Origin of the sequence: Burkholderia plantarii (assembly GCF_001411805.1) — a bacterium.
Lineage (GTDB): Bacteria > Pseudomonadota > Gammaproteobacteria > Burkholderiales > Burkholderiaceae > Burkholderia > Burkholderia plantarii.
In genome coordinates this window covers 3,679,392-3,705,328 of record NZ_CP007212.1, presented here as the reverse complement: position 1 = coordinate 3,705,328, position 25,937 = coordinate 3,679,392, and the positions used below count along the sequence as shown (strand labels likewise).

General features: G+C 69.3%; 22 protein-coding genes. 15 read left to right on the top strand and 7 right to left on the bottom strand.

Annotation, left to right across the window (positions count from 1 at the left end; genetic code table 11):
- Positions 1–29 precede the first annotated feature (29 nt).
- Positions 30–896 (bottom strand): LysR family transcriptional regulator, encoded by an 867-nt coding sequence (locus bpln_RS15865; protein ID WP_055139250.1) that lies wholly within the window; start codon positions 894–896, stop codon positions 30–32.
- Between the two features lie 147 nt (positions 897–1,043).
- On the opposite strand from bpln_RS15865, the gene bpln_RS15860 reads away from it, so the two are divergent.
- From bpln_RS15860 to bpln_RS15825, 8 genes are all read left to right on the top strand, one after another.
- A complete protein-coding gene (locus tag bpln_RS15860) occupies positions 1,044–1,982 on the top strand; it encodes an AEC family transporter (RefSeq protein WP_055139249.1) in 939 nt (312 codons plus the stop codon).
- Positions 1,983–2,130: 148 nt separating this feature from the next.
- Positions 2,131–2,607, top strand: a complete 477-nt coding sequence (gene nudB, locus bpln_RS15855; RefSeq protein WP_055139248.1) for a dihydroneopterin triphosphate diphosphatase — start codon at positions 2,131–2,133, stop codon at positions 2,605–2,607.
- Positions 2,604–3,878, top strand: coding sequence for a phospholipase D-like domain-containing protein (locus bpln_RS15850; protein ID WP_055139247.1), 1,275 nt, complete (start codon positions 2,604–2,606; stop codon positions 3,876–3,878). The genes nudB and bpln_RS15850 overlap by 4 nt, the downstream gene beginning before the upstream one ends.
- A 255-nt stretch (positions 3,879–4,133) precedes the next feature.
- Positions 4,134–4,733, top strand: a complete 600-nt coding sequence (locus bpln_RS15845; RefSeq protein ID WP_042625987.1) for a TetR/AcrR family transcriptional regulator — start codon at positions 4,134–4,136, stop codon at positions 4,731–4,733.
- Between the two features lie 56 nt (positions 4,734–4,789).
- Positions 4,790–6,577, top strand: coding sequence for an acyl-CoA dehydrogenase C-terminal domain-containing protein (locus bpln_RS15840; protein WP_042625986.1), 1,788 nt, complete (start codon positions 4,790–4,792; stop codon positions 6,575–6,577).
- 133 nt (positions 6,578–6,710) lie between these two features.
- Positions 6,711–9,146, top strand: a complete 2,436-nt coding sequence (locus bpln_RS15835) for a 3-hydroxyacyl-CoA dehydrogenase/enoyl-CoA hydratase family protein (RefSeq protein WP_055139246.1) — start codon at positions 6,711–6,713, stop codon at positions 9,144–9,146.
- A 73-nt stretch (positions 9,147–9,219) separates the two neighbouring features.
- On the top strand, positions 9,220–10,419 hold the full coding sequence (locus tag bpln_RS15830; protein WP_042625984.1) for an acetyl-CoA C-acyltransferase: 1,200 nt from the start codon (positions 9,220–9,222) through the stop codon (positions 10,417–10,419).
- An 87-nt stretch (positions 10,420–10,506) separates the two neighbouring features.
- A complete protein-coding gene (locus tag bpln_RS15825; RefSeq protein ID WP_042625983.1) occupies positions 10,507–11,274 on the top strand; it encodes an enoyl-CoA hydratase in 768 nt (255 codons plus the stop codon).
- A gap of 272 nt (positions 11,275–11,546) precedes the next feature.
- On the opposite strand, the gene fdhD is transcribed toward bpln_RS15825, so the two are convergent.
- The gene (fdhD, locus tag bpln_RS15820) at positions 11,547–12,383 is read right to left on the bottom strand and encodes a formate dehydrogenase accessory sulfurtransferase FdhD (RefSeq protein WP_042625982.1); all 837 of its coding nucleotides are present in this window, start codon (positions 12,381–12,383) and stop codon (positions 11,547–11,549) included.
- A 150-nt stretch (positions 12,384–12,533) separates the two neighbouring features.
- Between fdhD and bpln_RS15815 the strand changes: the two genes are divergently transcribed.
- Positions 12,534–13,025 (top strand): nitrate reductase associated protein, encoded by a 492-nt coding sequence (locus tag bpln_RS15815; protein WP_055139245.1) that lies wholly within the window; start codon positions 12,534–12,536, stop codon positions 13,023–13,025.
- A 116-nt stretch (positions 13,026–13,141) separates the two neighbouring features.
- Here bpln_RS15815 and bpln_RS15810 read toward each other — a convergent pair whose 3' ends face one another.
- The gene (locus bpln_RS15810) at positions 13,142–13,543 is read right to left on the bottom strand and encodes an acyl-CoA thioesterase (protein ID WP_042625980.1); all 402 of its coding nucleotides are present in this window, start codon (positions 13,541–13,543) and stop codon (positions 13,142–13,144) included.
- Positions 13,544–13,687: 144 nt separating this feature from the next.
- Here bpln_RS15810 and bpln_RS15805 point away from each other — a divergent pair, with 144 nt between their 5' ends.
- Entirely contained in the window at positions 13,688–15,604 is a 1,917-nt protein-coding gene (locus bpln_RS15805) for an ABCB family ABC transporter ATP-binding protein/permease (protein WP_042625979.1), read from the top strand.
- A 213-nt stretch (positions 15,605–15,817) separates the two neighbouring features.
- On the opposite strand, the gene murU is transcribed toward bpln_RS15805, so the two are convergent.
- Positions 15,818–16,564 carry an N-acetylmuramate alpha-1-phosphate uridylyltransferase MurU gene (murU, locus tag bpln_RS15800; protein ID WP_055139244.1) on the bottom strand — a complete coding sequence of 249 codons (747 nt, stop codon included), beginning with the start codon at positions 16,562–16,564 and terminating at the stop codon, positions 15,818–15,820.
- Positions 16,565–16,595: 31 nt separating this feature from the next.
- The gene (locus bpln_RS15795; RefSeq protein WP_042625977.1) at positions 16,596–17,666 is read right to left on the bottom strand and encodes an aminoglycoside phosphotransferase family protein; all 1,071 of its coding nucleotides are present in this window, start codon (positions 17,664–17,666) and stop codon (positions 16,596–16,598) included.
- A gap of 232 nt (positions 17,667–17,898) precedes the next feature.
- Here bpln_RS15795 and bpln_RS15790 point away from each other — a divergent pair, with 232 nt between their 5' ends.
- From bpln_RS15790 to gloA, 5 genes are all read left to right on the top strand, one after another.
- Complete coding sequence (locus bpln_RS15790; RefSeq protein WP_042625976.1) at positions 17,899–20,256, top strand: LPS-assembly protein LptD; 2,358 nt, start codon at positions 17,899–17,901, stop codon at positions 20,254–20,256.
- A gap of 72 nt (positions 20,257–20,328) precedes the next feature.
- A complete protein-coding gene (locus tag bpln_RS15785) occupies positions 20,329–21,684 on the top strand; it encodes a peptidylprolyl isomerase (RefSeq protein ID WP_042625975.1) in 1,356 nt (451 codons plus the stop codon).
- 11 nt (positions 21,685–21,695) lie between these two features.
- The gene (gene pdxA / locus bpln_RS15780) at positions 21,696–22,688 is read left to right on the top strand and encodes a 4-hydroxythreonine-4-phosphate dehydrogenase PdxA (protein ID WP_055139243.1); all 993 of its coding nucleotides are present in this window, start codon (positions 21,696–21,698) and stop codon (positions 22,686–22,688) included.
- Between the two features lie 36 nt (positions 22,689–22,724).
- On the top strand, positions 22,725–23,558 hold the full coding sequence (gene rsmA, locus bpln_RS15775) for a 16S rRNA (adenine(1518)-N(6)/adenine(1519)-N(6))-dimethyltransferase RsmA (protein WP_055139242.1): 834 nt from the start codon (positions 22,725–22,727) through the stop codon (positions 23,556–23,558).
- A gap of 173 nt (positions 23,559–23,731) precedes the next feature.
- A complete protein-coding gene (gloA, locus tag bpln_RS15770; RefSeq protein WP_042625972.1) occupies positions 23,732–24,121 on the top strand; it encodes a lactoylglutathione lyase in 390 nt (129 codons plus the stop codon).
- A 69-nt stretch (positions 24,122–24,190) separates the two neighbouring features.
- Here the strand turns inward: gloA and bpln_RS15765 are convergent, their stop codons facing one another.
- Positions 24,191–25,036 (bottom strand): M48 family metallopeptidase, encoded by an 846-nt coding sequence (locus tag bpln_RS15765; protein WP_042626758.1) that lies wholly within the window; start codon positions 25,034–25,036, stop codon positions 24,191–24,193.
- A gap of 114 nt (positions 25,037–25,150) precedes the next feature.
- Complete coding sequence (locus bpln_RS15760; RefSeq protein ID WP_042625971.1) at positions 25,151–25,897, bottom strand: lysophospholipid acyltransferase family protein; 747 nt, start codon at positions 25,895–25,897, stop codon at positions 25,151–25,153.
- Positions 25,898–25,937 lie beyond the last annotated feature (40 nt).

Here is a 25,937-nt window from a genome sequence, read left to right as displayed (position 1 = left end):
TTGTGCGAGGTCCGCGCCGCGCGTTTCGTTCAGGCGATCGCCAGGAATCGCTCGAGGCACGGATTGCGGTTCGAAGGCGACCAGACCAGCGCCTGCTCGATGGTCGGCGCGTCGACGAGCGGCCGGAACACCACGCCGGCCCACTGCGCGCGCCGCATCGATTCGGGCACCAGCGCGACGCCGACGCCCTCGTCGACGAGTCCGAGCACGGTCTGCTGCAGCTGCACTTCAAGGCGGATGTTCGGCTCGAAGCCGCCGTGCCGGCAATGGTCGACGATGGCGGCGCGCAGCGTGGGCGCGACGGCCTCGACCGCCATCACGAACGGCTCGTCGGCCAGCTCGGCGATCCGCAGCCGGCGCGCCCGCGCGCGCGGATGCTCGCGGGACAGCGCGACGCACAGCGGCTCGGTGACGACGGTGCGCTGCGCGAGCCCCTCGTGCGGCGCGCCGGGAAACAGGATCGCCGCGTCGATATGGCCGTTCAGCACCTGTTCGGCGAGATCGTTCGACACCGTCTCGCGCAGGTGCAGCGCCACCTCGGGCCAGGCCGCGCCGAACTCGCGTGCGTAGCGCGGCACCACGCTGTAGGCCGCGCACATCGTGAACCCCACCGTCAGCTTGCCGGCGGCGCCCGAGGCGGCCGCGCGTGCATGGTGCGCGGCGCGCTCGACCGCCGCCAGGATCGCCTTGGCGTCGTCGCGGAAACGCTCGCCGGCCGGCGTCAGCGTGACGCCGCGCGGCCCACGCTCGACCAGCGTCACGCCGAGCGAGGCTTCCAGCGCCGCGATCTGCCGCGACAGCGGCGGCTGTGACAGGTTCAGCCGCGTCGCCGCGCGGCCGAAATGGCCGGTCTCGGCGAGCGTCACGAAATAGCGGAGCGGCTTGATATCGAGCACGATGCAAAAAAGGTATCGAGACAGCTTAAAAATCGCATTGGATTGTATCAAGCAGGCAAGCTACCCTCCTTCGTTTTCCGAAGTTGCGGGTTTACCCGGCGCGCGCTTCGTGTCGATTGTCGTCCGTCTTCCTGACCGAGTCCCGCCGTGTCCGCTACGCTGCCCATCCTGCTTCCCATCTTCGCGCTGATCCTGGCCGGCTTCCTGTGCCGTCGCCGCGGCCTGCTCGGCCCGACCGCCGCCTCGGAACTGAACCGCTTCGTGGTCTGGCTGGCGCTGCCGGCGCTGCTGTTCGACGTGATGGCGCATGCCACCTGGGCGCAGCTCGACCAGCCGCGCTTCGTCGCGGCGTTCTCGATCGCCTGCGCCGTGTCGTTCGTGGCGGTGCTGGCGCTGCGGCTCGCGCGCGGCCGGCCGCTGGCCGACGCGAGCGTCGATGCGATCGCGGCCGCCTACCCGAACACCGGCTACATCGGCTTCCCGCTCTGCCTGCTGGTGTTCGGGCCGGCCGGCCTGATGCCGACCACCATCGCCACCATCATCGTCGCCTGCGTGCTGTTCGGCTTCGCGATCGTGCTGATCGAGGTCGGCCTGCAGAGCGAGCGCGCGCCGCACCGGCTCGCGCTGAAGGTGCTCGGCTCGCTCGGGCGCAATCCGCTGATCGTCTCGCCGATCGTCGGCGCGCTGGCGTCGGCCGCCCACGTCGCGCCGCCCGCCAGCGTCGAGACCTTCCTGAAGCTGCTCGGCGGCGCGGCCAGCCCCTGCGCGCTGGTCAGCCTCGGGCTGTTCCTCGCCGAGAGGCGGCCCGCACACGGCGTGCTGCCCGACGCGTTGCTGCTCTCGACCATCAAGCTGGTGGTGCAGCCGGCGCTGACCTGGTGGCTGTCGGCGCGCGTGTTCGGCCTGCCGCCGATGCTGGTCGCGATGGCGGTGGTGCTGGCCGCGCTGCCCACCGGCACCGGGCCCTTCATGCTCGCGGAGTTCTACCGGCGCGAGCCGCAGGTCACCTCGCGCACGATCCTGTTCTCGACCGTCGCGTCGATCGTCTCGCTGTCGGTGCTGCTGATCGTCGTGCCGCGCGCCTGAGGCACGGCGCGGCGCGCGTACCCGCCCTCCGGCGGCGGTGCTCGCCCGTGCCCCGACACGCGGCGGCCTTCGTTTTGCGGTACAGTCTGCCGGTCCCGAAGTCCCCGGCTGGCCGGCGCGAATTCCCGCGCGGGCGGCCGCACCCGCAATGACGAAGCCGCCAAAAATCCCCGAATCCGTGCTGGTCGTGATCCACACCGCCGCGCTCGACGTGCTGATCATCAAGCGCGCCGACCTGCCCGGCTTCTGGCAGTCGGTGACGGGCGCGAAGGACTGGCCGGACGAGCCGCTCGCCGCCACGGCGGTCCGCGAGGTCGGCGAGGAAACCGGCATCGTGGTCGGCGGCGAGGGCGTGCCGGCCGCCGCGCTCCTCGACTGGCGCCACCAGATCGCATACTCGATCTATCCGCAGTACCGGCACCGCTACGCGCCCGGCGTCACGCGCAACACCGAGCACTGGTTCAGCCTCGAGGTGCCGGCCGGCACTCCCGTCACGCTGTCGCCGCGCGAGCACACCGACCATCTTTGGCTGCCGTACCGCGAGGCGGCCGCGCGCTGCTACTCGCCGTCCAACGCCGAGGCGATCCTCCAGCTTCCCGCGCGCCTCGCGGCGCGTGAGGCATGAGCGGCGGCAACCGGCTGCGCCTCACCCAGTTGCGGGATCTGTTCCTGCAGGAGCGCGGGTCGTCGTCGCGGCTCGCGTTCAGCTCCGGCAACACCGTCACGCTGCGCCACGGCGGCGCCGAGTTCTTCCCGGCGCTGGTGCGCCGCATCGACGAGGCCTCGGTGTCGGTGCTGCTGGAAACCTACATCTTCTGCGACGACCCGGCCGGCCGCCTGGTGTCCGACGCGCTGCTGCGCGCGGCCGGGCGCGGTGTCCACGTGCGCGTGATCACCGACGGCGTCGGCACCGCGCGCCTGCCGCTGTTCGACAGCTGGCAGGAAGCCGGCATCGAGCACCGCATCTACAACCGCTACCTGTTCGGCCGCCTCGGCTTCTCGCGCACGCACCGCAAGCTCGCCTGCATCGATGACGCCTACGCGTTCTGCGGCGGCATCAACGTGGTGGACGACTACGAGCACAACGGCGAGCGCCTGCCGTTCCCGCGCTGGGATTTCGCCGTCGAGCTGGCCGGGCCGGCCGTGGTCGACGTGCGCGCGGCGTTCGAGGTGCAGTGGTATCGCGTGCGGATGGGCCACAAGCGCTACGCGCAGTACGCGCCGCCGATGGTGACGAGCGAAGCGTTCGCCGCGCGCTTCCGGCGCTGGATGCGCAACCACCGCTGGGTCAAGGTGGGCGCGCTGCGCAACGTGACCGAGCCGAGCGTGGCGTTTGTCGCGCGTGACAACGTGTTGAACCGGCGCGCGATCGAGAAGGCCTACCTGGCCGCGATCGGCCGCGCGCGCCAGGCGGTGGTGCTGGCCAATCCGTATTTCATGCCGGGACGCAAGCTGCGCCGCGCGCTGACCAACGCGGCGCGACGCGGCGTCGAGGTGCGCGTACTGATCGGCCGGAAGGAATTCGTCGCGCTCGATACGGCGGTGCCGTTCCTTTATCATGCGTTGCTGCGCGCCGGCGTGCGGGTGGCCGAGTACGACCGGAGCATGCTGCACGGCAAGGTGGCGGTGGTCGACGACGGCTGGGCGACGATCGGTTCGTCGAACCTCGATGCGCTGAGCCTGATGCTCAACAACGAGGCGAACGTGGTGCTGGTGAAACACGACGCCGAGATCGGCGCGCTGCGCGAGGCGATCGACGCGGCGTTCGCGGACGGTCGCGAGATCGACGCGGCCCGCTACGCGGCGCGTCCGCCGCTGGAGCGGCTGATGAACTGGCTCGCGTACACCGCGTACCGCTGGTCGATGAAGCTGCTGACGGTGGGCGGCTACGACTAGTCCGTCACGGCCGGCCGGCGCCGGCCGGAACGCGGGCCGCGGGCCCGTTCGTTGCGCGCCCGGCGGACCTGCCGCGGCGCCCTGCAGGGCACTGGTAAACCCTTGCCGCACAGGCCGCCATGACCTGAGAACCATCACGGGGCGGTTAGACACCCGAATCTAATAATTTCCTTGTTCGACAGACGGCCGCACTCAATAATAGTACGGCCGTTCGATTTTCTGGATCACCCCTTGGACGGTTTAGACATAAAGCTTATGCGAAAAGGCGAACAGACGCGTGCCGCGATACTCGAAGCAGCTTTGGACCTCGCCAGCCGTGACGGGCTGGAGGGTCTGACGATCGGCCTGCTGGCCGAGCGCATGCAGATGAGCAAGAGCGGCGTGTTCGCGCACTTCGGCTCGCGCGAAGACCTGCAGGTGGAGGTCGTGCGAGAGTATCACCGCCGCTTCGAGAGCGAGGTGTTCTTTCCGAGCCTGCGCGAGCCGCGCGGCCTGCCGCGCCTGCGTGCGATGCTGGCCCGCTGGATCGAGAAGCGCATCCAGGAAGTGACCACCGGATGCATCTACATCAGCGGCGCCGTGGAGTACGACGACCGGCCCGACAGTCCGGTGCGCGAGCAGTTGATAGCAAGCGTGACGGCCTGGCGCGCCGCGCTGCTGCGCGCGATTTCGCAGGCGAAGGATGAAGGCCATCTACGCCCGGACACCGCTCCGGACGTGATGCTCTTCGAGTTGTACAGCTTCACGCTCGGCCTGCATCACGACGCCCGCTTCCTGCATCTGCCGGATGGCGTGCGCCTGACCTGGGCCGCGCTGGAAAAGACGATCGTTTCGTATCAGAGCGAGAGCCGGTAGCGGTGCCGTGACGCCCGCGCGAGGCTCGAGCCAGTGCCCTATCTTTGGAGAGAGTCATGGGACAGTACGTTGCCCCGCTGCGCGACATGCAATTCGTGCTGCACGAGTTGCTCAATGTCGAAGCCGAACTGAAGCAGATGCCGAAACACGCGGATCTCGACGCCGACACCATCAACCAGGTGCTCGAGGAAGCCGGCAAGTTCTGCGCCGAGGTGCTGTTCCCGCTCAACCAGGTGGGCGACCGCGAAGGCTGCAAGTACGAGGGTGACGGCGTGGTCACCACCCCCACCGGCTTCAAGGACGCGTACCGCCAGTACATCGACGCGGGCTGGCCCGCGCTCGGCTGCGATCCCGAGTACGGCGGCCAGGGGCTGCCCGCGTTCGTCAACAACGCGCTCTACGAGATGATGAACTCGGCGAACCAGGCCTGGACCATGTATCCGGGTCTTTCGCACGGCGCCTACGAATGCCTGCACGCTCACGGCGCGCCGGAACTGCAGCAGCAATACCTGCCGAAGCTCGTGTCGGGCGAATGGACCGGCACCATGTGCCTGACCGAGCCGCATTGCGGCACCGATCTCGGCATCCTGCGCACCAAGGCCGAGCCGACCGGCGACGGCGCCTACTCGATCAGCGGCACGAAGATCTTCATCTCGAGCGGCGAGCACGACATGGCGGCCAACATCGTCCACCTGGTGCTCGCGCGCCTGCCGGACGCGCCGCAGGGCACCAAGGGCATTTCGCTGTTCATCGTGCCGAAGTTCATCCCCGACGCGTCGGGCGAGCCGGGCGAGCGCAACGGCATCAAGTGCGGCTCGATCGAGCACAAGATGGGCATCCACGGCAACGCCACCTGCGTGATGAACCTCGACAACGCGAAGGGCTGGCTGGTGGGCGAGCCGAACAAGGGCTTGAACGCGATGTTCGTGATGATGAACGCCGCGCGCCTCGGTGTCGGAATGCAGGGCCTCGGCCTCACCGAGGTGGCCTACCAGAACTCGCTGACCTACGCGAAGGAGCGCCTGCAGATGCGCTCGCTGACCGGTCCGAAGGCGCCCGAGAAGGCCGCCGACCCGATCATCGTCCACCCCGACGTGCGCCGCATGCTGCTCACGCAGAAGGCCTACGCCGAGGGCGCGCGCGCGTTCACGTACTGGTCCGCGCTGCAGATCGACAAGGAACTGTCGCACGGCGACGAGTCGGCGCGCAAGGAAGCGGCCGACCTGGTCGCGCTGCTCACGCCGATCATCAAGGCGTTCCTGACCGACAACGCGTTCGAGTGTACCAACCACGCGATGCAGATCTACGGCGGGCACGGCTTCATCTCCGAGTGGGGCATGGAGCAGTACGTGCGCGACGCGCGCATCAACATGATCTACGAAGGCACCAACTCGATCCAGTCGCTCGACCTGCTGGGCCGCAAGGTGCTCGGCGACATGGGCGCGAAACTGAAGAAGTTCGGCGCGATCGTGACCGAATTCGTCGAGTCCGAGGGCGTCAAGCCGGAGATGGCCGAGTTCGTCAATCCGCTGGCCGACATCGGCGAGAAGCTGCAGAAGCTGACCATGGAAATCGGCATGAAGGCGATGCAGAACCCGGACGAGGTCGGCGCCGCCGCGGTGCCGTACCTGCGCACCGCCGGACACCTCGTGTTCGCCTACTTCTGGGCCCGCATGGCGCGCCTCGCGCTCGACAAGGAAGCCTCGGGCGATCCGTTCTACAAGTCGAAGCTGGCCACCGCGCGATTCTATTTCGCGCGTCTGCTGCCCGAGACGGCCGCCACGATCCGCGCCGCGCGCGCCGGCTCGAAGACGCTGATGGAAGTCGACGAAGCGCTGTTCTGACATGTTGCCCGGGTCGCCGACGCGCCGCACGACGCGGCGCCGCCGGCCCGGGCGCCCGCAGCCGATTCATCTGCCGCGCCGTCCGCAGCCAGCCCCGCCGGGCGCGACGCGCGGCTCTATCCGGAGGAATCCCGTGAGCAATTTCATCATTCGCAAGGTCGCCGTGCTCGGCGCCGGCGTGATGGGCGCGCAGATCGCCGCGCATCTCGTCAACGCGCGCGTGCCGGTGCTGCTGTTCGATCTGCCGGCCAAGGAAGGCCCCAAGAACGGCATTGCGCTGAAGGCCATCGAAAACCTGAAGAAGCTGTCGCCGGCGCCGTTCGGCGTGAAGGACGACGCGAAATATCTGGTGCCCGCGAACTACGAGGACGACCTCGACCAGCTGGCCGAATGCGACGTGGTGATCGAGGCGATCGCCGAGCGCATGGACTGGAAGCATGACCTCTACAAGAAGGTCGCGCCGCACATCGGTCCGAACGCGATCTTCGCGTCGAACACCTCGGGCCTGTCGATCACGGCGCTCTCGGACGGCTTCGCCGACGAGCTGAAGGCGCGCTTCTGCGGCGTCCATTTCTTCAATCCGCCGCGCTACATGCACCTCGTCGAACTGATCCCGACCGCCCATACGCGCGGCGAGATCCTCGACCAGCTCGAGACCTTCCTGACCAGCGTGGTCGGCAAGGGCGTGGTGCGCGCCAAGGACACGCCGAACTTCATCGCGAACCGCGTCGGCATCTTCTCGATCCTCGCCGTGATCACCGAGGCCGCGAAGTTCGGCCTGCGCTTCGACGAGGTGGACGACCTGACCGGCGCGCGGCTCGGCCGCGCCAAGTCGGCGACGTTCCGCACCGCCGACGTGGTCGGCCTCGACACCATGGCGCACGTCATCAAGACGATGCAGGACAACCTCGCCGACGACCCGTTCTTCCCGGTCTACGAGACGCCCGCCGTGCTCGCCGAACTCGTCAAGCAGGGCGCGCTCGGCCAGAAGACCGGTGCCGGCTTCTACAAGAAGGAAGGCCGCGCGATCAAGGTGCTCGACCCGAAGTCGGGCGGCTACGTGGACGGCGGCACGAAGGCCGACGAGACGGTCGCGCGCATCCTCAAGCGACCGCCGGCCGAGCGCCTCAAGCTGCTGCGCGAGACCCAGCATCCGCATGCGCAGTTCCTGTGGTCGGTGTTCCGCGACGTATTCCACTACATCGGCGTCCACCTCGAATCGATCGCCGACAACGCGCGCGACGTGGATCTCGCGATCCGCTGGGGCTTCGGCTGGAACGAAGGCCCGTTCGAGGGCTGGCAGGCGGCCGGCTGGAAGCAGGTGGCCGAGTGGGTGCAGGAAGACATCGCCGCGGGCAAGGCGCTCGCCGGCGTGCCGCTGCCGTCGTGGGTGCTGGAGGGCGCGGTGGCCGAGCAGGGCGGCGTGCATACGGCCGAGGGCTCGTGGTCGCCGGCCGCAGGCAGGTTCGTGCCGCGTTCGTCGCTGCCGGTCTACGAGCGCCAGGTGTTCCGCGCGCCGCTGTTGGGCGAGGCGGGCCGTGACCCGGCGAGGTACGGCAGGACGCTGTTCGAGACCGATTCGGTGCGCGCCTGGGTGGACGACCGGGCGGGCGAGGACGACGTGGTGATCGTCTCGTTCAAGTCGAAGATGAACACCATCGGCCCGGGCGTGATCGACGGCCTCGCGCAGGCCATCGACCTCGCCGAGAAGGATTACAAGGGCGTGGTGATCTGGCAGCCGACCTCGCTCAAGCTCGGCACGCCGGGCGGCCCGTTCTCGGCCGGCGCGAACCTCGAGGAGGCGATGCCCGCGTTCATGATGGGCGGCGCCAAGGGCATCGAGCCGTTCGTGAAGAAATTCCAGCAAGGCATGCTGCGCGTGAAGTACGCGAACGTGCCGGTGGTCTCGGCCGTGTCGGGCATCGCGCTCGGCGGCGGCTGCGAGCTGATGCTGCACAGCGCCAAGCGGGTGGTCCACGTGGAGAGCTACGTCGGCCTCGTCGAGGTGGGCGTGGGCCTCGTGCCCGCGGGCGGCGGCCTCAAGGAAGCGGCGCTGCGCGCGGCCGAGGCGGCCACGGCGGCCGGCGCCACCAGCGAGCTGCTGAAGTTCGTCACGAAGTCGTTCGAGAACGCGGCGACGGCGAAGGTTTCCAGCTCGGCGCACGACGCGCGCGCGATGGGTTACCTGAAGCCGTCGGACACCATCGTGTTCAACGTGTTCGAGCTGCTCGACGTGGCCAAGAAGGAAGCGCGCGCGCTGGCCGCCACCGGCTATCGCCCGCCGCTCAAGGCCACCGAAATCCCGGTGGCCGGCCGCTCGGCGATCTCCACCATCAAGGCGCAGCTCGTCAACATGCGCGACGGCCGCTTCATCAGCGAGCACGACTTCCTGATCGCGAGCCGGATCGCGGAAGCGGTCTGCGGCGGCAACGTCGAGGCCGGCAGCACGGTGGACGAGGAATGGCTGCTCGCGCTGGAGCGCCGCGCGTTCGTCGAGCTGCTCGGCACGCAGAAGACGCAGGAACGGATCATGGGCATGTTGCAGACCGGCAAGCCGGTGCGCAACTGAGCGAGCCGCGGACCACTTTGCATCGGACCCGTTGCGGCGCGAGCGCGCCGGGCCGGGTCGACAGGAGCCACAAATGAGCAAACAGCTGCAAGACGCATACATCGTCGCCGCGAGCCGCACGCCGATCGGCAAGGCGCCGCGCGGCGTGTTCAAGAACACGCGCCCGGACGAACTGCTGGTCCACGCGATCCGCGCCGCGGTCGCGCAGGTGCCGGGCTTCGACACCAAGCTGATCGAGGACGCGATCATCGGCTGCGCGATCCCCGAAGCCGAGCAGGGCCTCAACGTGGCGCGCATCAGCGCGCTGCTGGCCGGGCTGCCGAACTCGGTCGGCGGCGTGACCGTCAACCGCTTCTGCGCGTCGGGCCTGACCGCGCTCGCGTTCGCGGCGGACCGGATTCGCGTCGGCGAATCCGAAGCGCTGATCGCCGGCGGCACCGAATCGATGAGCATGGTGCCGATGATGGGCAACAAGCCGTCGATGTCGCCGCACATCTTCGACCGCGGCGAGGACGTCGGCATCGCCTACGGCATGGGCCTGACGGCCGAGCGCGTGGCCGAGCAGTGGAAGGTGAGCCGCGAGGACCAGGACGCGTTCTCCGTGGAATCGCACCGCAAGGCGCTGGCCGCGCAACAGTCCGGCGAGTTCGCCGACGAGATCGCGCCGTACACGATCAGCGAGCATTTCCCGAACCTCGCGACCGGCGAGATCGACGTGAAGACGCGCGAGATCAAGCTCGACGAAGGCCCGCGCGCCGACACTTCGCCGGAAGGTCTCGCCAAGCTGCGCACGGTGTTCGCGAACAAAGGTTCGGTGACGGCCGGCAACAGCTCGCAGACCTCGGACGGTGCCGGCGCGCTGCTGGTGGTTTCGGAGAAGGTGCTGAAGGAGTTCAACCTCACGCCGCTCGCGCGCTTCGTCAGCTTCGCCGTGCGCGGCGTGCCGCCCGAGATCATGGGGATCGGCCCGAAGGAAGCGATCCCGGCCGCGCTGAAGGCCGCCGGCCTCAAGCAGGACGATCTCGACTGGATCGAGCTGAACGAGGCGTTCGCCGCGCAGTCGCTGGCGGTGATCCGCGATCTCGGCCTCGATCCGTCCAAGGTCAACCCGCTCGGCGGCGCGATCGCGCTCGGCCACCCGCTCGGCGCGACCGGCGCGATCCGGGCCTCGACGGTGGTGCATGGCCTGCGCCGCCGCAACCTGAAGTACGGCATGGTGACGATGTGCGTCGGCACCGGGATGGGCGCCGCGGGTATTTTCGAACGGCTGTAAGCGGGTCGCGTACCCGATGACGGCGGTGCGCGGGCAGCTCGCTCGCGCACCGCTTTTTTTATCGCTCGGATTTGAGGAGACGGTTAGATGGATATCCAGACCGACGTCGCGAACGGCGTCCTGACGATCACGATCGCGCGCCCCGCCAAGAAGAACGCGATCACCGCGGCGATGTACCAGGCGATGGCCGACGCGCTCGCCGCCGCGCAGGAGGACAACGCCGTGCGCGTGGTGCTGATTCGCGGCAGCGACGGCAATTTCAGCGCGGGCAACGACCTCGAGGACTTCATCAAGGTGCCGCCGAACACGCCCGACGCGCCCGTGTTCCAGTTCCTGCACCAGATCAGCACGGCGGCCAAGCCGCTCGTCGCGGCGGTGCCCGGGATCGCGGTCGGCGTCGGCGTGACGATGCTGATGCATTGCGATCTCGTCTACGCGGCCGACACCGCCAGGCTGTCGCTGCCGTTCACGCAGCTCGGGCTGTGCCCGGAGGCGGCTTCGAGCCTGCTGCTGCCGCGCCTCGCGGGCCACCAGATCGCGGCCGAGAAGCTGATGCTCGGCGAGCCGTTCGACGCGCTCGAAGCGCACCGCATCGGCCTGGTCAACCGCGTGCTGCCGGCCGCCGAACTCGACGCGTTCGCGGCGAAGCAGGCCGCCAAACTGGCCGCGCTGCCGGCCTCGTCGCTGCGCGTGACGAAGGCGCTGCTCAAGCAGACCGGCAGCGGCGTCGAGGTGGCCGCGCGGATGGACGACGAGGCGCGCCACTTCGGGCGCATGCTCGACGCGCCCGAGGCGCGCGAGGCGATCAGCGCGTTCTTCGAGAAGCGCAAGCCGGACTTCCGTCAGTTCGATTGAGGTGGCGGGTCGCGTCGGGATGCGGGCGCGCCAGGCCGCCCGCATGGCCGACGCGGTGAATCCGGGGCGGCAATATCGATGCGCAGCGGTGGCGTCAACGCTCGAGAAGCGATGACGATGCCGACGAGGCGACTTTCGCCGTGGCTTTGCGCGCGGGGGTTGGCAGGTCAGCTCCGCGCCTTCAGGGTGTCGGCTGGTTCCTGATCGCCACGCGTCGGCCGTATTTTGCCGAAACGGGCCAGCGCCGGTCGCCGCTCAGGGGCGGGCCGGTCTCAGGCCGTGCCGTAATCGACGTAGCCCGATTCGCGGCAGAAACTGACGAGCCGCAGCCCCGCTTCCTTCGCGATCGCGATGGCCAGCGACGAGGGCGCCGAGATCGTCGCGACGAGCGGGATGCCGACGCGCGCGGCCTTGCGCACCAGCTCGTAGCTCGCGCGGCTCGACAGGAACACGAAGCCGTCGGTCAGCTCGGCGCGCGCGAGCGTCAGGTGGCCGATCAGCTTGTCGAGCGCGTTGTGGCGGCCGACGTCCTCGAACGCGCAGCGGATCGCGCCCGCCGCGTCGCACCAGGCGGCCGCGTGCAGGCCGCCGGTGAGCTTCGTCAAGGCCTGATGCGCCGGCAGCGCGCGCGCGGCCTGCGCGAGCGCGTCGGGCGCGAGGCGCTCGAGAAAGCCCGTCGCCGGCACGCGCTCGGGCGCGAGATCGAGCAGGTCGATGCTCTCGATGCCGCACACGCCGCAGCCGGTGCGCCCGGCCAGCGAGCGGCGCTTTTCCTTCAGTGCCACGAACGCCTGCTGGACCACGTCGAGATGGACCTCGGCGTGCGGGATCGGCGCGTCGGCGTGCAGCACCACCTCGATGTCCTTGATGTCGGCGCCGCGCGTGACGATGCCCTCCGAGATCGCGAAGCCGACCGCGAACGCTTCCAGGTCGCGCGGCGTACACATCATCACCGCGTGCGAGATGCCGTTGAACACCAGCGCGACCGGCCATTCCTGGCCGACGTGGTCGGCGGTGGCGGCGACGTCGGCGCCGCGATGGCGCGAGATCGCCACCTCGATGCTGCCGTTCGGTTCGAGATCGGGTTCGAGCAGATCGGACGGATTCACGGCAAGACTCCAGCAGGGGATACGGGCAGGCCGAGCGGGCGCAAGGCGCGCCGCGCGGACGGGTTCTACAATACCGGAACGCGGCGAATCCCGCCGGGCCGGGCTCGCCGGCGCGGCCCGCCGCGCTCATGTCACCAGACCGGAATCACCATGGAACTCAGCAGCCAGCCCTTGCTGTTCGGCTTCGAAGTCGAATCGTCGGAGGATTTCACCTTCATCCCGATGATCGTGCGCTTTCATCTCGATCGCTGCGCGCTGCGGATCTCGCTCGACCAGTGGCAGCGATTGCCGCTGGAAGACCGGCGGCTGCTTGCGCGGTTTCCGGTCGTGGTCGGGGCGCGGGAGCAGGACGCGGCGCAGCCCGATTTCGCGAGCGCGCTGGCGCAGATGCTGCGCACGCACGCGGCCGGCGAGGCCGGGCGCATCGAGCCCGAGACGGCGCCGGCGTGGCGCGACACCGCCACGATACCGGCGGCGCTCGCCGCGCAATGCGCGCTGGCCGGGCTGCCGGCGCCGGACGCGGCGGCCTGGGCGGCGCTCGGGCCGTTCGAGCGCTACGTGCTCGCCAAGCTGTCGCGCAAGCCGAAGCTCAACCACGATTTCCTGCCGGCGATGCGCGAGTTCGGGCTCGCCGCACGCTGAACGGGGCGCGAGCGAATCCACTCACGATTCGATCAAGATCCGGCGACGACACGACATTTCAGCGCAGCATCAACGCGTGACATTGGTGCGCGGATCACGCCGTCGCCCGCGGCGCCTCAGCCGGCGACAGGCGGCAGCGCGCGCGGCCGGCGGTCCGAGTCGGTCGCCACGTAGGTCAGTGTCGCCTCGGTCACCTTGACCACCTCGCCGGCCAGGCCCATGCGCTGCGCATAGACCTCGACGCCGACCGTCACCGAGGTGTTGCCGGTCTTGACGATGTTCGCGTAGAAGCTGACCAGGTCGCCGACGAACACCGGCTGCTTGAACAGGAAGGAATTGACGGCGATCGTCGCGACGCGGCCGTTGGCGCGCCGGCTGGCCGGGATCGAGCCGGCGATGTCGACCTGCGACATGATCCAGCCGCCGAACACGTCGCCGTGAACGTTCGCTTCGGACGGTTGCGGGACGACGCGCAGCGCGGGCTGCTGCTGCGGGAGTTGCGACGGCGTATCGGTCATGGGGGGATTCCACTCGTTATGCGGGCCGGGTGCGGCGCCATCCGGCGGACAGCGGCGCGAACCGGCTTCTGCGACAATGCAGGATTCTGAAATTGTACGAGAAAGCGCGTGCGCGGCCCGTCCGCGTGCATGCGCTCCATTCCCATGCGCCGCTTTCCCGCTTCCTCCGAGTCCGCCCCGGCCGCGTCCGGCCCCCGCAACGACTGGCAGACGATCCGCTCGCTGCTGCCTTACCTGACCACCTACAAGGGCCGCGTGGTGCTCGCGCTCACCTGCCTGATCGGCGCGAAGTTCGCCAATCTCGGCGTGCCGATCGTGATGAAGCGCATCGTCGACGGGCTTTCGTCGGTTCAGCACCTGCAGGCGCTGGGCCGCGCCGAACAGTCGGCGCCGCTGGTGCTGGCGGGCGGCATCGGGCTGCTGGTGGTGGCTTACGCGGTGGTGCGGCTGTCCACCTCGATGTTCACCGAACTGCGCGAGATCCTGTTCGCGAAGGTAACCGAGAGCGCGGTGCGCCAGCTCGCGCTGCAGGTGTTCCGGCATCTGCACGGGCTGTCGCTGCGCTTCCACCTGGACCGGCAGACCGGCGGCATGTCGCGCGACATCGAACGCGGCACGCGCGGCATCCAGCAGCTGATCTCGTATTCGCTCTACAGCATCCTGCCGACGCTGATCGAGGTCGGGCTCGTGCTCGGCTTCTTCGTGGTCAAGTACGACGCGTCCTACGCGCTGATCACGCTGGCCGCGCTGGCCGCCTACGTGGTGTTCACGATCAAGGTCACCGAATGGCGCACGCATTTCCGGCGCACCATGAACGAGCTCGATTCGCGCGCGAACTCGCGCGCCGTCGATTCGCTGATCAACTACGAGACGGTCAAGTATTTCGGCAACGAGGACTGGGAGGCGCGGCGCTACGACGAGAACCTGCTGCGCTACCGGCAGGCCGCGATCCGCTCGCAGCGCTCGCTGTCGCTGTTGAACTTCGGCCAGCAGGCGATCATCGGCGTGGGGCTGGTGTTCATCCTCTGGCGCGCGACGCAGGGCGTGCTGGCCGGGCGCCTGACGCTCGGCGACCTGGTGCTGATCAACACCTTCATGCTGCAGCTCTACATCCCGCTGAACTTCCTCGGCATCGTCTATCGCGAACTCAAGCAGAGCCTGACCGACATGGACCGCATGTTCGCGCTGCTCGGCGCGCCGCAGGAGGTGGCGGACCTGCCCGGCGCGCCGGCGCTCGCGGTGCGCGGCGCGCAGGTGCGTTTCGCGCACGTCGATTTCGCCTATGAGCCGGCGCGGCAGATCCTGCACGACGTCGATTTCACGATCGAGGCCGGCACCACCACGGCGGTGGTCGGCCACAGCGGCTCGGGCAAGTCCACGCTGTCGCGGCTGCTGTTCCGCTTCTACGATCTCGATCGCGCGGCGGGCGGCGCGATCACGATCGACGGCCAGGACCTGCGTGACGTCTCGCAGGCGTCGCTGCGCGCGGCGATCGGCATCGTGCCGCAGGACACCGTGCTGTTCAACGACACGATCCACTACAACATCGCCTACGGGCGGCCGAGCGCGACGCGCGACGAGGTGATCGCCGCGGCGCGCGCCGCGCACATCCACGCATTCGTCGAAAGCCTGCCGAACGGCTATGACACGACCGTCGGCGAGCGCGGGCTCAAGCTGTCGGGCGGCGAGAAGCAGCGCGTCGCGATCGCGCGCACGATCCTCAAGAATCCGCCGATCCTCGTGTTCGACGAGGCGACCTCGGCGCTCGATTCGCGTTCCGAGCGCGCGATCCAGCACGAACTCGAGCAGATCGCGCGGCACCGCACGACGCTCGTGATCGCGCACCGGCTGTCGACCGTGGTCCACGCGGCGCAGATCATCGTGATGGACCACGGCCGGATCGTCGAGCGCGGCACGCACGAGGCGCTGGTGCGCGCGGGCGGGCATTACGCGCAGATGTGGGCGCTGCAGCAGCGCGCGGCGACGGTGGGCGGCGGGGACGAGGTCGGGGCCGGCGAGGCGGCGCGCGGCGCGGCAACGGGCGCCGCGGCGCAAACGTAAGCGGCACGGGCGGCCGACGCGGACGAGGCGTTGTCGTGCGTGCGGTTGGGTTCGGGGCGGTGATTGCCGCCCCGGCGGCGACACGACCGGCCCAAGGCGATAGTGCGGCCTGTGCATGAGTGGCCGCTGGACGCTCGGTGGCTGCCATGGTGGCCGCGGGGCTCCGGTATGGCGGCCCCCGGCGACTATCGTGGGATGACTACCGCGGGGCGACTACCGCGCTGACCGCAGCCGCGCGTCGAGCCCGGCCAGTTGCGCCGGCGTGCCGACGTTTTCCCAGATTCCCTCGTACCGCTCTCCCGTCGCGCGGCCGGCCGCGATCGTCTCGCGGTAGTAAGGCGTGAGCGCGCGCCGCGTGCCGCGCGGCAGGTCGGCGAACATCCGCACGTCGTAGAGCCCGATGTTGCCGAACGTGACGCGCGGCGCGTCGGTGCCGAGCGAGAGCCGGCCGTCGGCGGCGAGCGCGAAATCGCCGTCGGGATGGAACGGCGGGTTCGGCACCATCACCAGATGCAGGCCCGGCGCGTCGAGCGCGGCCATCCGCGCCGCGTGAGCGCGCAGCGACGCGTAGTCGAATTCACAGAACACGTCGCCGCTGACGGCGACGAACACGGGCGAGCGTGCCGCGCCGGCCGCCTCGGGCTCGTCGGCCCGCGTCAGCAGCGGCAGCGCCTGCGCGATGCCGCCCGCGGTCTCGAGCGCCTCGCCCTCGGCCGAGTAGCGCAGCCGCACGCCCCAGCGCGCGCCGTCGCCGAGCGCGGCCTCGATCCGTGCGCCGAGCCAGGCATGGTTGATCACGATGGTCGTGAAGCCGGCCGCGGCGAGCCGTTCGATCTGCCAGACGATCAGCGGCTTGCCGCCGGCTTCGAGCAGCGGCTTCGGGCAGGTGTCGGTGAGCGGGCGCATCCGTTCGCCGCGTCCGGCGGCGAAGATCATCGCGGTGTCGAGCACGGCGGTCATGGCGTGGGCGAGAGCAGGGGCGGAGGGAGATTCAGAACGTGTAGCCGACCTCGACGGACGGCTGCCCCTCGAGTTCGTCGAGCAGGTTCGCGAACGGCGCGAGCGGCCGGTAGCGCCGCGCGACCTTGCGCGCATAGCCGAGGAAGCGCGGCAGGTCGTCGAGATAGCGCGGCTTGCCGTCGCGATAGTGGATGCGCGGGAACAGCCCGAGCACCTTGATGTGGCGCTGCAGTCCGGTCCATTCGAGCTGGCGGTAGAACTCGCCGAAATCGACCTCGACGGGCAGGCCGGCTTTTTTTGCCTGCTCCCAGTAGTAAACGAAGCAGTCGAGCTCGAATTCCTCGTCCCAGCTGATGAACGCGTCGCGCAGCAGCGAGACGACGTCGTAGCCGAGCGGCCCCCAGACGGCGTCCTGGAAGTCGAGCACGCCGGGGTTCGGCGCGGTGATCATCAGGTTGCGCGGCATGAAGTCACGCAGCATGAAGCCCTGCGGCTGCCCGAGCGCGTTCGCCACCAGCAGCGCGAAGGTGCGGTCGAGCACGCCGCGCTGACGCGCGTCGAGCGTCTTGCCGAGATGGCGGCCCACGTACCACTCGGGCATCAACTCCATCTCGCGGCGCAGGAACGCCTCGTCGAACGGCGGCAGCACGCCCTCGCGCGAACTGAGCTGCCAGCGCACCAGCGCGTCGAGCGCGTCGCGCATCAGCGGCCGGGCCGCTCCGGGGTCGGCCGGGTCGAGCGCGCCGATGTAGGTGGCGCGGCCGAGATCGGTGACCAGCATGAAGCCGGCTTCCAGGTCGCATTCGTGGACCTGCGGCGCATGCAGGCCGGCGGCCGCCAGCAGCCCGGCAATCTGCACGAACTCGCGACACTTCTCGGGCGGCGGCGCGTCGACGGCGATCAGCGTGCCGGACGGCGCGGTGCCGCTCGCCAGCCGGAAGTAGCGCCGGAAGCTGGCGTCGGCCGAGGCGGGCGCGAGCGAGCCGAGGTCGAGCGCGTAGCGCGGGGCGAACCCGGCGAGCCAGGCGAGCAGCCGTTCGCGGCGGCCATCGTGGCTGTCGGCGGGCGAGGCGGGGGAGGCGGCGGCGGAAGGGGGCGTCATCGAAACGGAAACTCGGGGGAGGGGGGAACGTCTTGCCATATAATACCCCACGACTTTTTTGACGCGTCCCGTGTCAATCCCCGCCGGTTGCGGGTCGCAGCGCGGCTGCGGCCTGTCGTGCCGCCCGCCGATCGCCTTGCCTCGTGTGCGCCGCGTCGCAGTCACGGTTCGATTGCGCGGGCCTCGACGTGCGAACGCGAGGGACCTGCCGGGACCGATTCGCCCGATATCGATGCCGCCCAAACCGTTTTTCCCGCTCGTATCCTGCAGCGAACCCGCGATCCGCAAACGGCGCCTCGCGGTGGCGCTGCTCGCCGTGCCCGGTTTCGTGCCCGCTATCGCGCAGGCGCAACTGGCGGGCTCGGCCGCGCAGCCGCAGTCGCTCGACTCCCCCTGGGACCTGCGTCTCGCGCCGCAGCTCGAGGAACATCCGCTGCGCACCGGCTCGAAGCCGGCCGGCTTCGTGCTTGCCGACCACACGAGCGGCACGGCCGACCAGGACCTGGCCGCCAAGGGGTCGGCCGAACTGCGCCGCGGCACCACGATCGTGAAGGCCGACGCGCTGCACTACGATCAGGACACCGACATGGCCGACGCTTACGGCCGCGTCACGGTGTCGGGCAGCGGCACCACGTTCTCGGGACCGGAGGCCCACCTGAAGGTGGAGGCCAACCAGGGCACGATGGCCACGCCGAAGTACCACTTCACGACCACCGGCGGCTCGGGCAGCGCGAAGCAGGTCGAGCTGCTCGACAGCGAGCGCTCGGTGTTTACCGACGCGACCTACTCGGCCTGCCAGTGCGAGAAGCCGGCCTGGTACATCAAGGGCAGCCGCTTCGAGTTCGACACGGGCGCCGACGAGGGCGTGGCGCGCAACGGCGTGCTGTTCTTCCAGGGCCTGCCGATCTTCGCGAGCCCGTGGCTGACGTTCCCGCTGTCGGGCGACCGGCGCAGCGGCTTCCTGCCGCCGACGGTGTCGCTGAGCTCGACCAACGGCTTCGAGCTGGCGCTGCCGTACTACTTCAACATCGCGCCGAACCGCGACCTGACGCTAACGCCGGAGATCATCGCGAAGCGCGGCGTGTTCACGCGCGCCGAGTTCCGCTACCTGTCGCCGAACTATTCGGGCTCGCTGACGGGCGAATTCCTGCCTGACGATCACCTGACGCACTCGAACCGCTACGCGATCTACTGGCAGCACCAGCAGAACTTCGGCGGCGGCTTCGGCGGTTACGTCTATTACAACAAGGTCTCGGACAATACCTATCCGGAAGACCTCGGCTCGACCAACCAGTTCGTCAACGGCACCCAGACGCTGTACCAGCAGGAAGCGGGCCTTACCTACAACAAGGGGCCGTGGTCGGTGCTCACGCGCTACCAGCACTGGCAGACGCTGCCGCCGTCGATCGCGCCGTATGGCCGCGAGCCGCAGTTGAACGTGAAGTATACGAAGTACGACGTGGGCGGCTTCGACTTCGGCGCCGAGGCCGACTACTCGCGCTTCCGGATCACCACGGCGGACCAGCCCGAAGGCGACCGCGTGATGTTCAACCCCTACGTGTCGTACGGGGTCTACGGTCCGGGCTACTTCATCGTGCCGAAGGCGCAGCTGCACGTCGCGTCGTATGACCTCACGACGACGACGGGCGGCATCCCCGGCCAGCCGAAGCGTTTCACCTACTCGATCCCGACCTTCTCGCTCGACAGCGGGCTGGAGTTCGACCGCTCGGTGCGGCTGTTCGGCCAGGATTTCATCCAGACGCTCGAGCCGCGGCTGTTCTACGTCTACACGCCGTACCGCAACCAGCTCGACGCGCCGCTGTTCGACACCGCCGAGTCCGACTTCGGGCTCGCCGAGATCTTCACCACCAACACCTTCGTCGGCAACGACCGGATCGCCGACGAGAACCGCGTCACCGCCGCGCTGACCACGCGCTTCCTGAACCCGGCCACGGGCGACGAGCGCGCGCGCTTCGTGATCGCGCAGCAGTATTACTTCTCCAGCCAGCGCACCACGCTGCTGCCGACCGACTCGGTCGCGCAGGCGCGCCACTCGGACCTGATCCTCGGCGCGTCGCTGAAGCTCGGCGCCGGCTTCGCGTCGGAGACGGCGTTCCAGTACAACGCCGACAACAACCAGCTCGTGAAGTCGAGCATCGGTTTCGGCTACAGCCCCGGCGAGCGCCGCGTGATCAACGTGGCCTACCGCTACACGCGCGCCAACACGACGCTCAACGGCGATCCGATCAACCAGGTGCTGATCTCGGGCCAGTGGCCGCTCACGCGCCACCTCTACGCGGTCGGCCGCTTCAATTACGATCTGGCCAGCAACCGGGTTGTCGACGGTCTACTCGGCTTCCAGTACGATGCCGACTGCTGGGCGCTCGGCGTCGGCGTGCAGCGCTACGCGAACGGCGTCAACACCTCGGGACAGCAGAACTCCGCGACGCGCTTCATGGCGCAGCTGACGCTGAAGGGGCTGACGAGCATCGACAACGGGCTCGTCGCCGCGTTCCGCGAGGGCATCCCGGGCTACACGCCGCTGCCGCCTCAGGCCCCGCCGCTGGCCCGTTTCAGCAACTATGAGTAACCAACCTTCGCGCACCATCGCCGCGCCTGACACGGTGCCGGCCAGCCTGCTTTCAATGGAGTCTCCGTGGCAATGAAGAAAACCCTTCGCTTCGCAGCAATCGTGTCCGGCCTCGTCGCCGCCATGTCGCTGCTGTCCGTCACGCCGGCGGTCGCCCAAGCGCTCGGTTCGAACGGCGCGGCGCTGGCCGACGAGGTCGTCGCCGTCGTCAACAACGACGTGATCACCGGCCGCGAGCTCGACCAGCGGGTCGGCCTGATCGCGCGCCGGCTGCAGCAGCAGAAGGCGCCGGTGCCGCCCGCCGACGAGCTGCGCCTGCAGGTGCTGAACCAGATGGTGCTGGAGCGCATCCAGGTGCAGAAGGCGAAGGACGACGGCATCGTGGTGGATGACGCGATGGTGCAGACCACGCTGCAGCGTCTGGCGGCCGCCAACAACATGCAGCTCGACCAGTACCGCGCGCGGCTCGAGGCCGAAGGGGTGCCCTGGAGCATCTTCGTCAGCGACGCGCGTACCGAGCTGATGCTCTCGCGCCTGCGCGAGAAGGAAGTGGACAGCAAGATCACCGTGTCCGACGCCGAGGTGGCGAGCTACATCGCGAGCCAGCGCGGCCCGAACGCCGGTTCGCAGCAGGACCTGCGGCTCGAGCACATCTTCGTGGCCGCCGCGCAGAACGCACCGGAGACGCAGATCGACGCCGCCCAGAAGAAGGCCGACGGCCTGCTCAAGCAGGCGCTCGCGCCGGGCGCCGATTTCGAGCGGCTCGCGAAGAACAATTCCGAGGCGAAGGACGCGAAGTCGGGCGGCGATCTCGGCTTCAAGTCGCCGGGCTCGCTGCCGGCCGACGTGGTGCAGGCCGTCGCGCAGCTGCGCCCGGGCCAGGTCAACCCGACGCTGATCCGCGTGCCGGACGGCTTCGAGATCGTGCGCCTGGTCGATCGCCGCACCGCGCAGGGCACCTCGGCCGCGTCGCCGAAGATCGTCCAGACCCACGTGCGCCACATCCTGCTGCGCGTCGGCGAAGGCAAGTCCGAGGCGCAGGCGCGCCAGCAGCTGATCGACATCCGCAACCAGGTGGAGGCGGGCGGCGATTTCGCGAGCTTCGCGCGCACTTATTCGCAGGACGGTTCGGCCTCGCAGGGCGGCGATCTGGGCTGGATCAGCCCGGGCGAGACGGTGCCGGAATTCGAGCGCGCCATGAACACGCTGCAGGACGGCCAGATCAGCAACCCGGTGCGCACCGAGTACGGTTATCACCTGATCCAGGTGCTCGGCCGCCGCGACGCCGAAGGCTCGGTCCAGCAGCAGATGGACATCGCGCGCCAGGCGATCGGCCAGCGCAAGGCCGAGCAGGCCTATGCCGACTGGCTGCGCGAACTGCGCGATTCGTCCTACGTGCAGATCAAGATCGGCCAGCCGCAACTCTGAGCGAGCCCGCCATGCCCACCGCCCCGACGCTGCGCATCGCGATCACCACCGGCGAGCCGGCCGGGGTCGGCCCCGAGCTGAGCGCGCGCGCGCTTGCCGAGGCGCCGGTGCGCTGGCCCGACGCGCGCTTCGAGGTGCTTTGCGACGCGGCGCTGTTCGCCGAGCGCGCGCAGGCGGTCGGCATCGATCCGGCCGCGCTCGGCGTCGGTAACCGCGTGGAGCTGGCGCATCGCCCGCTCGCCGTGCCGGCGCGGGCCGGGCAGCTCGACGCGGCCAACGGCCGCTACGTGCTGGGCCTGCTCGACGCGGCGATCGACGGCGCGGTGGCGGGCCGTTACGACGCGATCGTCACGGCGCCGCTGCAGAAGAGCACGATCAACGATGCCGGCGTGCCGTTCACCGGCCACACCGAATACCTGGCCGAACGCACCGGCACGTCGCGCGTCGTGATGATGCTGGCCGGCACCGGCGAGCGGCCGCTGCGCGTCGCGCTGGCCACCACGCACCTGCCGCTCAAGGACGTGTCGGCCGCGCTGACGATCGACTCGCTGGTCGAGACGCTCGTCATCATCGACGCCGACCTGCGCCGCCATTTCGGCCTTGCCGCGCCACACATCCTCGTCACCGGCCTGAACCCGCACGCGGGCGAGAACGGCTATCTCGGCCGCGAGGAGATCGACGTGATCGCGCCGGCGCTGGCCGCGGCCAAGGCGCGCGGCATCGACGCGCGCGGGCCGTATCCGGCCGACACGCTGTTCCAGCCGCGCTACCTCGAACACGCCGACTGCGTGCTCGCGATGTTCCATGACCAGGGCCTGCCGGTGCTCAAGTTCGCGACGTTCGGCGAGGGCATCAACGTCACGCTCGGCCTGCCGATCGTGCGCACCTCGGTCGATCACGGCACCGCGCTCGACCTGGCCGGCACCGGCCGTGCCGATCCGGGCAGCCTGATCGCCGCGCTCGATACCGCGGTCGCGATGGCGCGCCACCGCCGCGGCGCCTGACGCGCCGGCCCGCTCCACTTTCGTTTCATTCTTTCGATGTCGAACAGCAGACAGCACCAGGGACACTTCGCGCGCAAGCGCTTCGGGCAGAACTTTCTCGTCGACACCGGCGTGATCGATTCGATCGTCTCGACGATTCGCCCCGAGCGCGGCGAGCGCATGGTCGAGATCGGCCCGGGCCTCGGCGCGCTGACCGGCCCCGTGATCGAGCGGCTCGCCACGCCCGAGGCGCCGCTGCACGCGGTCGAGCTCGACCGCGACCTGATCGGCCGCCTCAAGCAGCGCTTCGGCGACCTGCTGGAGCTGCATGCCGGCGACGCGCTCGCATTCGATTTCAGCGCGCTCGCGCTGCCGGGCGAGAAGCCGTCGCTGCGCATCATCGGCAACCTGCCCTACAACATCTCGAGCCCGCTGCTGTTCCACCTGATGACGTTCGCCGAGCGGGTGGTGGACCAGCACTTCATGCTGCAGAACGAGGTGGTCGAGCGGATGGTGGCCGAGCCGGGCAGCAAGGCGTTCAGCCGGCTGTCGGTGATGCTGCAGTACCGCTACGTGATGGACAAGCTGATCGACGTGCCGCCCGAGTCGTTCCAGCCGCCGCCGAAGGTCGATTCGGCGATCGTGCGGATGATTCCCTACGCGCCGCACGAGCTGCTCGAGGTGGACGTCGGCGTGCTCGGCGAGGTGGTCGCGGCGGCGTTCTCGCAGCGCCGCAAGATGCTGCGCAACACGCTCGGCGCGTATCGTGACACGGTGGACTTCGAGGCGCTCGGCTTCGATCTGGCGCGCCGCGCCGAGGATGTCGGCGTGGCCGAGTACGTGACGCTGGCGCGCACGGTCGCCGCGACGCGGCCTGCCGCCGGCAGTTGATCCGGCTCCGATCCGGGCGGCGCGGTTCCGGCGGCCGGCATGCCGCCGCGTGCGCCGCGTGCGCCGCGCGCCGGCCTTCGCGCGCCGCCGTGTTCGCTTTCCACCCGGCGAAAATCGGCCGCGTCTGGTAAATTCGGCCGTTCCCCAGATTGTTCCCCACGGAGTACCCAACCATGCGAATGCTGCACACGATGCTGCGCGTCGGCGACCTCGACCGCTCGATCCAGTTCTACACCGAGCTGCTCGGCATGAAGCTGCTGCGCCGCAACGACTATCCGGAAGGCAAATTCACGCTCGCGTTCGTCGGTTACGAAGCGGAATCGACCGGCACCGTGATCGAGCTGACCCACAACTGGGATACCTCCTCGTACGAGCTCGGCACCGGCTTCGGCCATCTCGCGATCGAGGTCGACGATGCCTACGCGGCCTGCGACCGGATCAAGGCGCAAGGCGGCAAGGTCACGCGCGAGGCCGGCCCGATGAAGCACGGCACGACCGTGATCGCGTTCGTCGAGGATCCCGACGGCTACAAGATCGAATTCATCCAGCGCAAGTCGCACTGAGCCGGATGCATGAAAAAACGGCGCCTCGCGTGGGGCGCCGTTTTCATTGGGGCGGGCCGCCCGCCGCGCTTAGAGCGCCGGCAGCAGTTCGGGCGGATGGTGCTTGAGCGTGTGCCGCGCCTCGCGGAATTCCGGGAAGATCGATTCGACCGTCTGCCAGAACGCCGGGCTGTGGTTCATCTCGCGCAGGTGCGAGAGTTCGTGCGCGACCACGTAGTCGATGATCGAGACCGGGAAATGCACGAGCCGCCAGTTCAGGCGGATCTTGCCGTCGCTGGAGCAACTGCCCCAGCGCGTCGAGGCCGACGACAGCGCATAGGCGCTGTAGCTGACGCCGAGCTTCTGCGCGTACACCGCGAGCCGCTCGCCGAAGATGCGTCGGGCCTCGCCCTGCAGCCAGCCCTGCACGCGGTCCTTGATCTGCTGCGGCTCGGCATGCGCGGGCAGGCCGAGTGCCAGCACCGAGCGCTCGGCCTCGTAGGCGAGCGAGCCGTCGGCCGACGCGAGCGCGATCTCGACCGGCTTGCCGAGGAACGGGATGCGCGCGCCGTCCTTCCAGTCGATCTGCGGCAGCGCGCGCTGCTCGATGCGGGTCTGCCATTCGGCCAGCTTCACGAAGATCCAGCGGCGCTTTTCGGCGATCGCGGCCTCGATGTCGGCGAGCGTGACCCAGCGCGGCGCGGTGATCGTGAGCCCGCTGCCGTCGATCGCGAAGCCGATGGTGCGGCGCGCCGAGCGCTTGAGCCGGTATTCGAGGACACGGCCGTCGAGCGTCAGCGAGCGCAGCGAACGGTCGCGCTCGGGCGACGGCGAGGCGGACGGCGCAGGCGGCAGCGGGCCGTCGAACAGCGGCAGATCGAGCTGGTGGTGATCGAGTGCGACGACGGCGGGCCGTGGCCTGGGACGCTTGGGCATCAGTTCGCTTCGTTTGGCGGTGCGCAATATGAATGAAACCTTGAATCAGAATCGTGCGGCAGGCTCCGGCCGGGCATCGCCCGCGGCGCCGCCGGCGCGGCGGCGTTCGTCGCGTCAGCGGCTGTCGCCGCGTTCGTCACGATAGGCGTCGGGATCGATGCGGCGCATTTCCGTTTCGATCCACTGCTCGACGCGCGTGTTCAGCTCCTCCGGGGTGAGGCCGCGCGAATCGATCGGCTTGCCGATCGACACCGTGACTATACCCGGATACTTGATGAACGAATTGCGCGGCCACACGCGCCCCGCATTATGGGCGATCGGCACCACCGGCGCGCCGGTGCCCAGCGCGAAGCGCACGCCGCCCGTCTTGTACTTGCCCTGGCTGCCGGTGGGGGTGCGCGTGCCTTCCGGGAACATGATCACCCAGGCGCCCTCGGCGAGGCGCTTCTTGCCCTGGCGGATCACCGAGTCGAACGCGTTCTTGCCTTCCCGGCGGTTGATGTTGACCATGTGCAGCAGCCCGAGCGTCCAGCCGAAGAACGGCACGTAGAGCAACTCGCGCTTGAACACGTAGCAGAGCGGGCGCGGCATCAGTGCCGGAAACGCGAGCGTCTCCCACGCCGACTGGTGCTTCGAGAGCAGCACGGCCGGGCCGTCGGGCAGGTTCTCGAAGCCCTCGATGCGGTAGCGGATGCCGTTCAGCCAGCGCACCACCGCGAGCGTGGAGCGGCACCAGCCGGCCGCCATCCAGTAGCGCGCGTCGGGACGCAGGAACGGGAACGCGATGAAGCACGCGGTGGCGTAGGGCACCGTGTACAGCACGAAGAAGATCAGCAGCAGCAGCGAACGGAGGAGGCGCATCGGCTAGGGGCTCGGAAGCGGTGGAACACGGCGGCGAGAG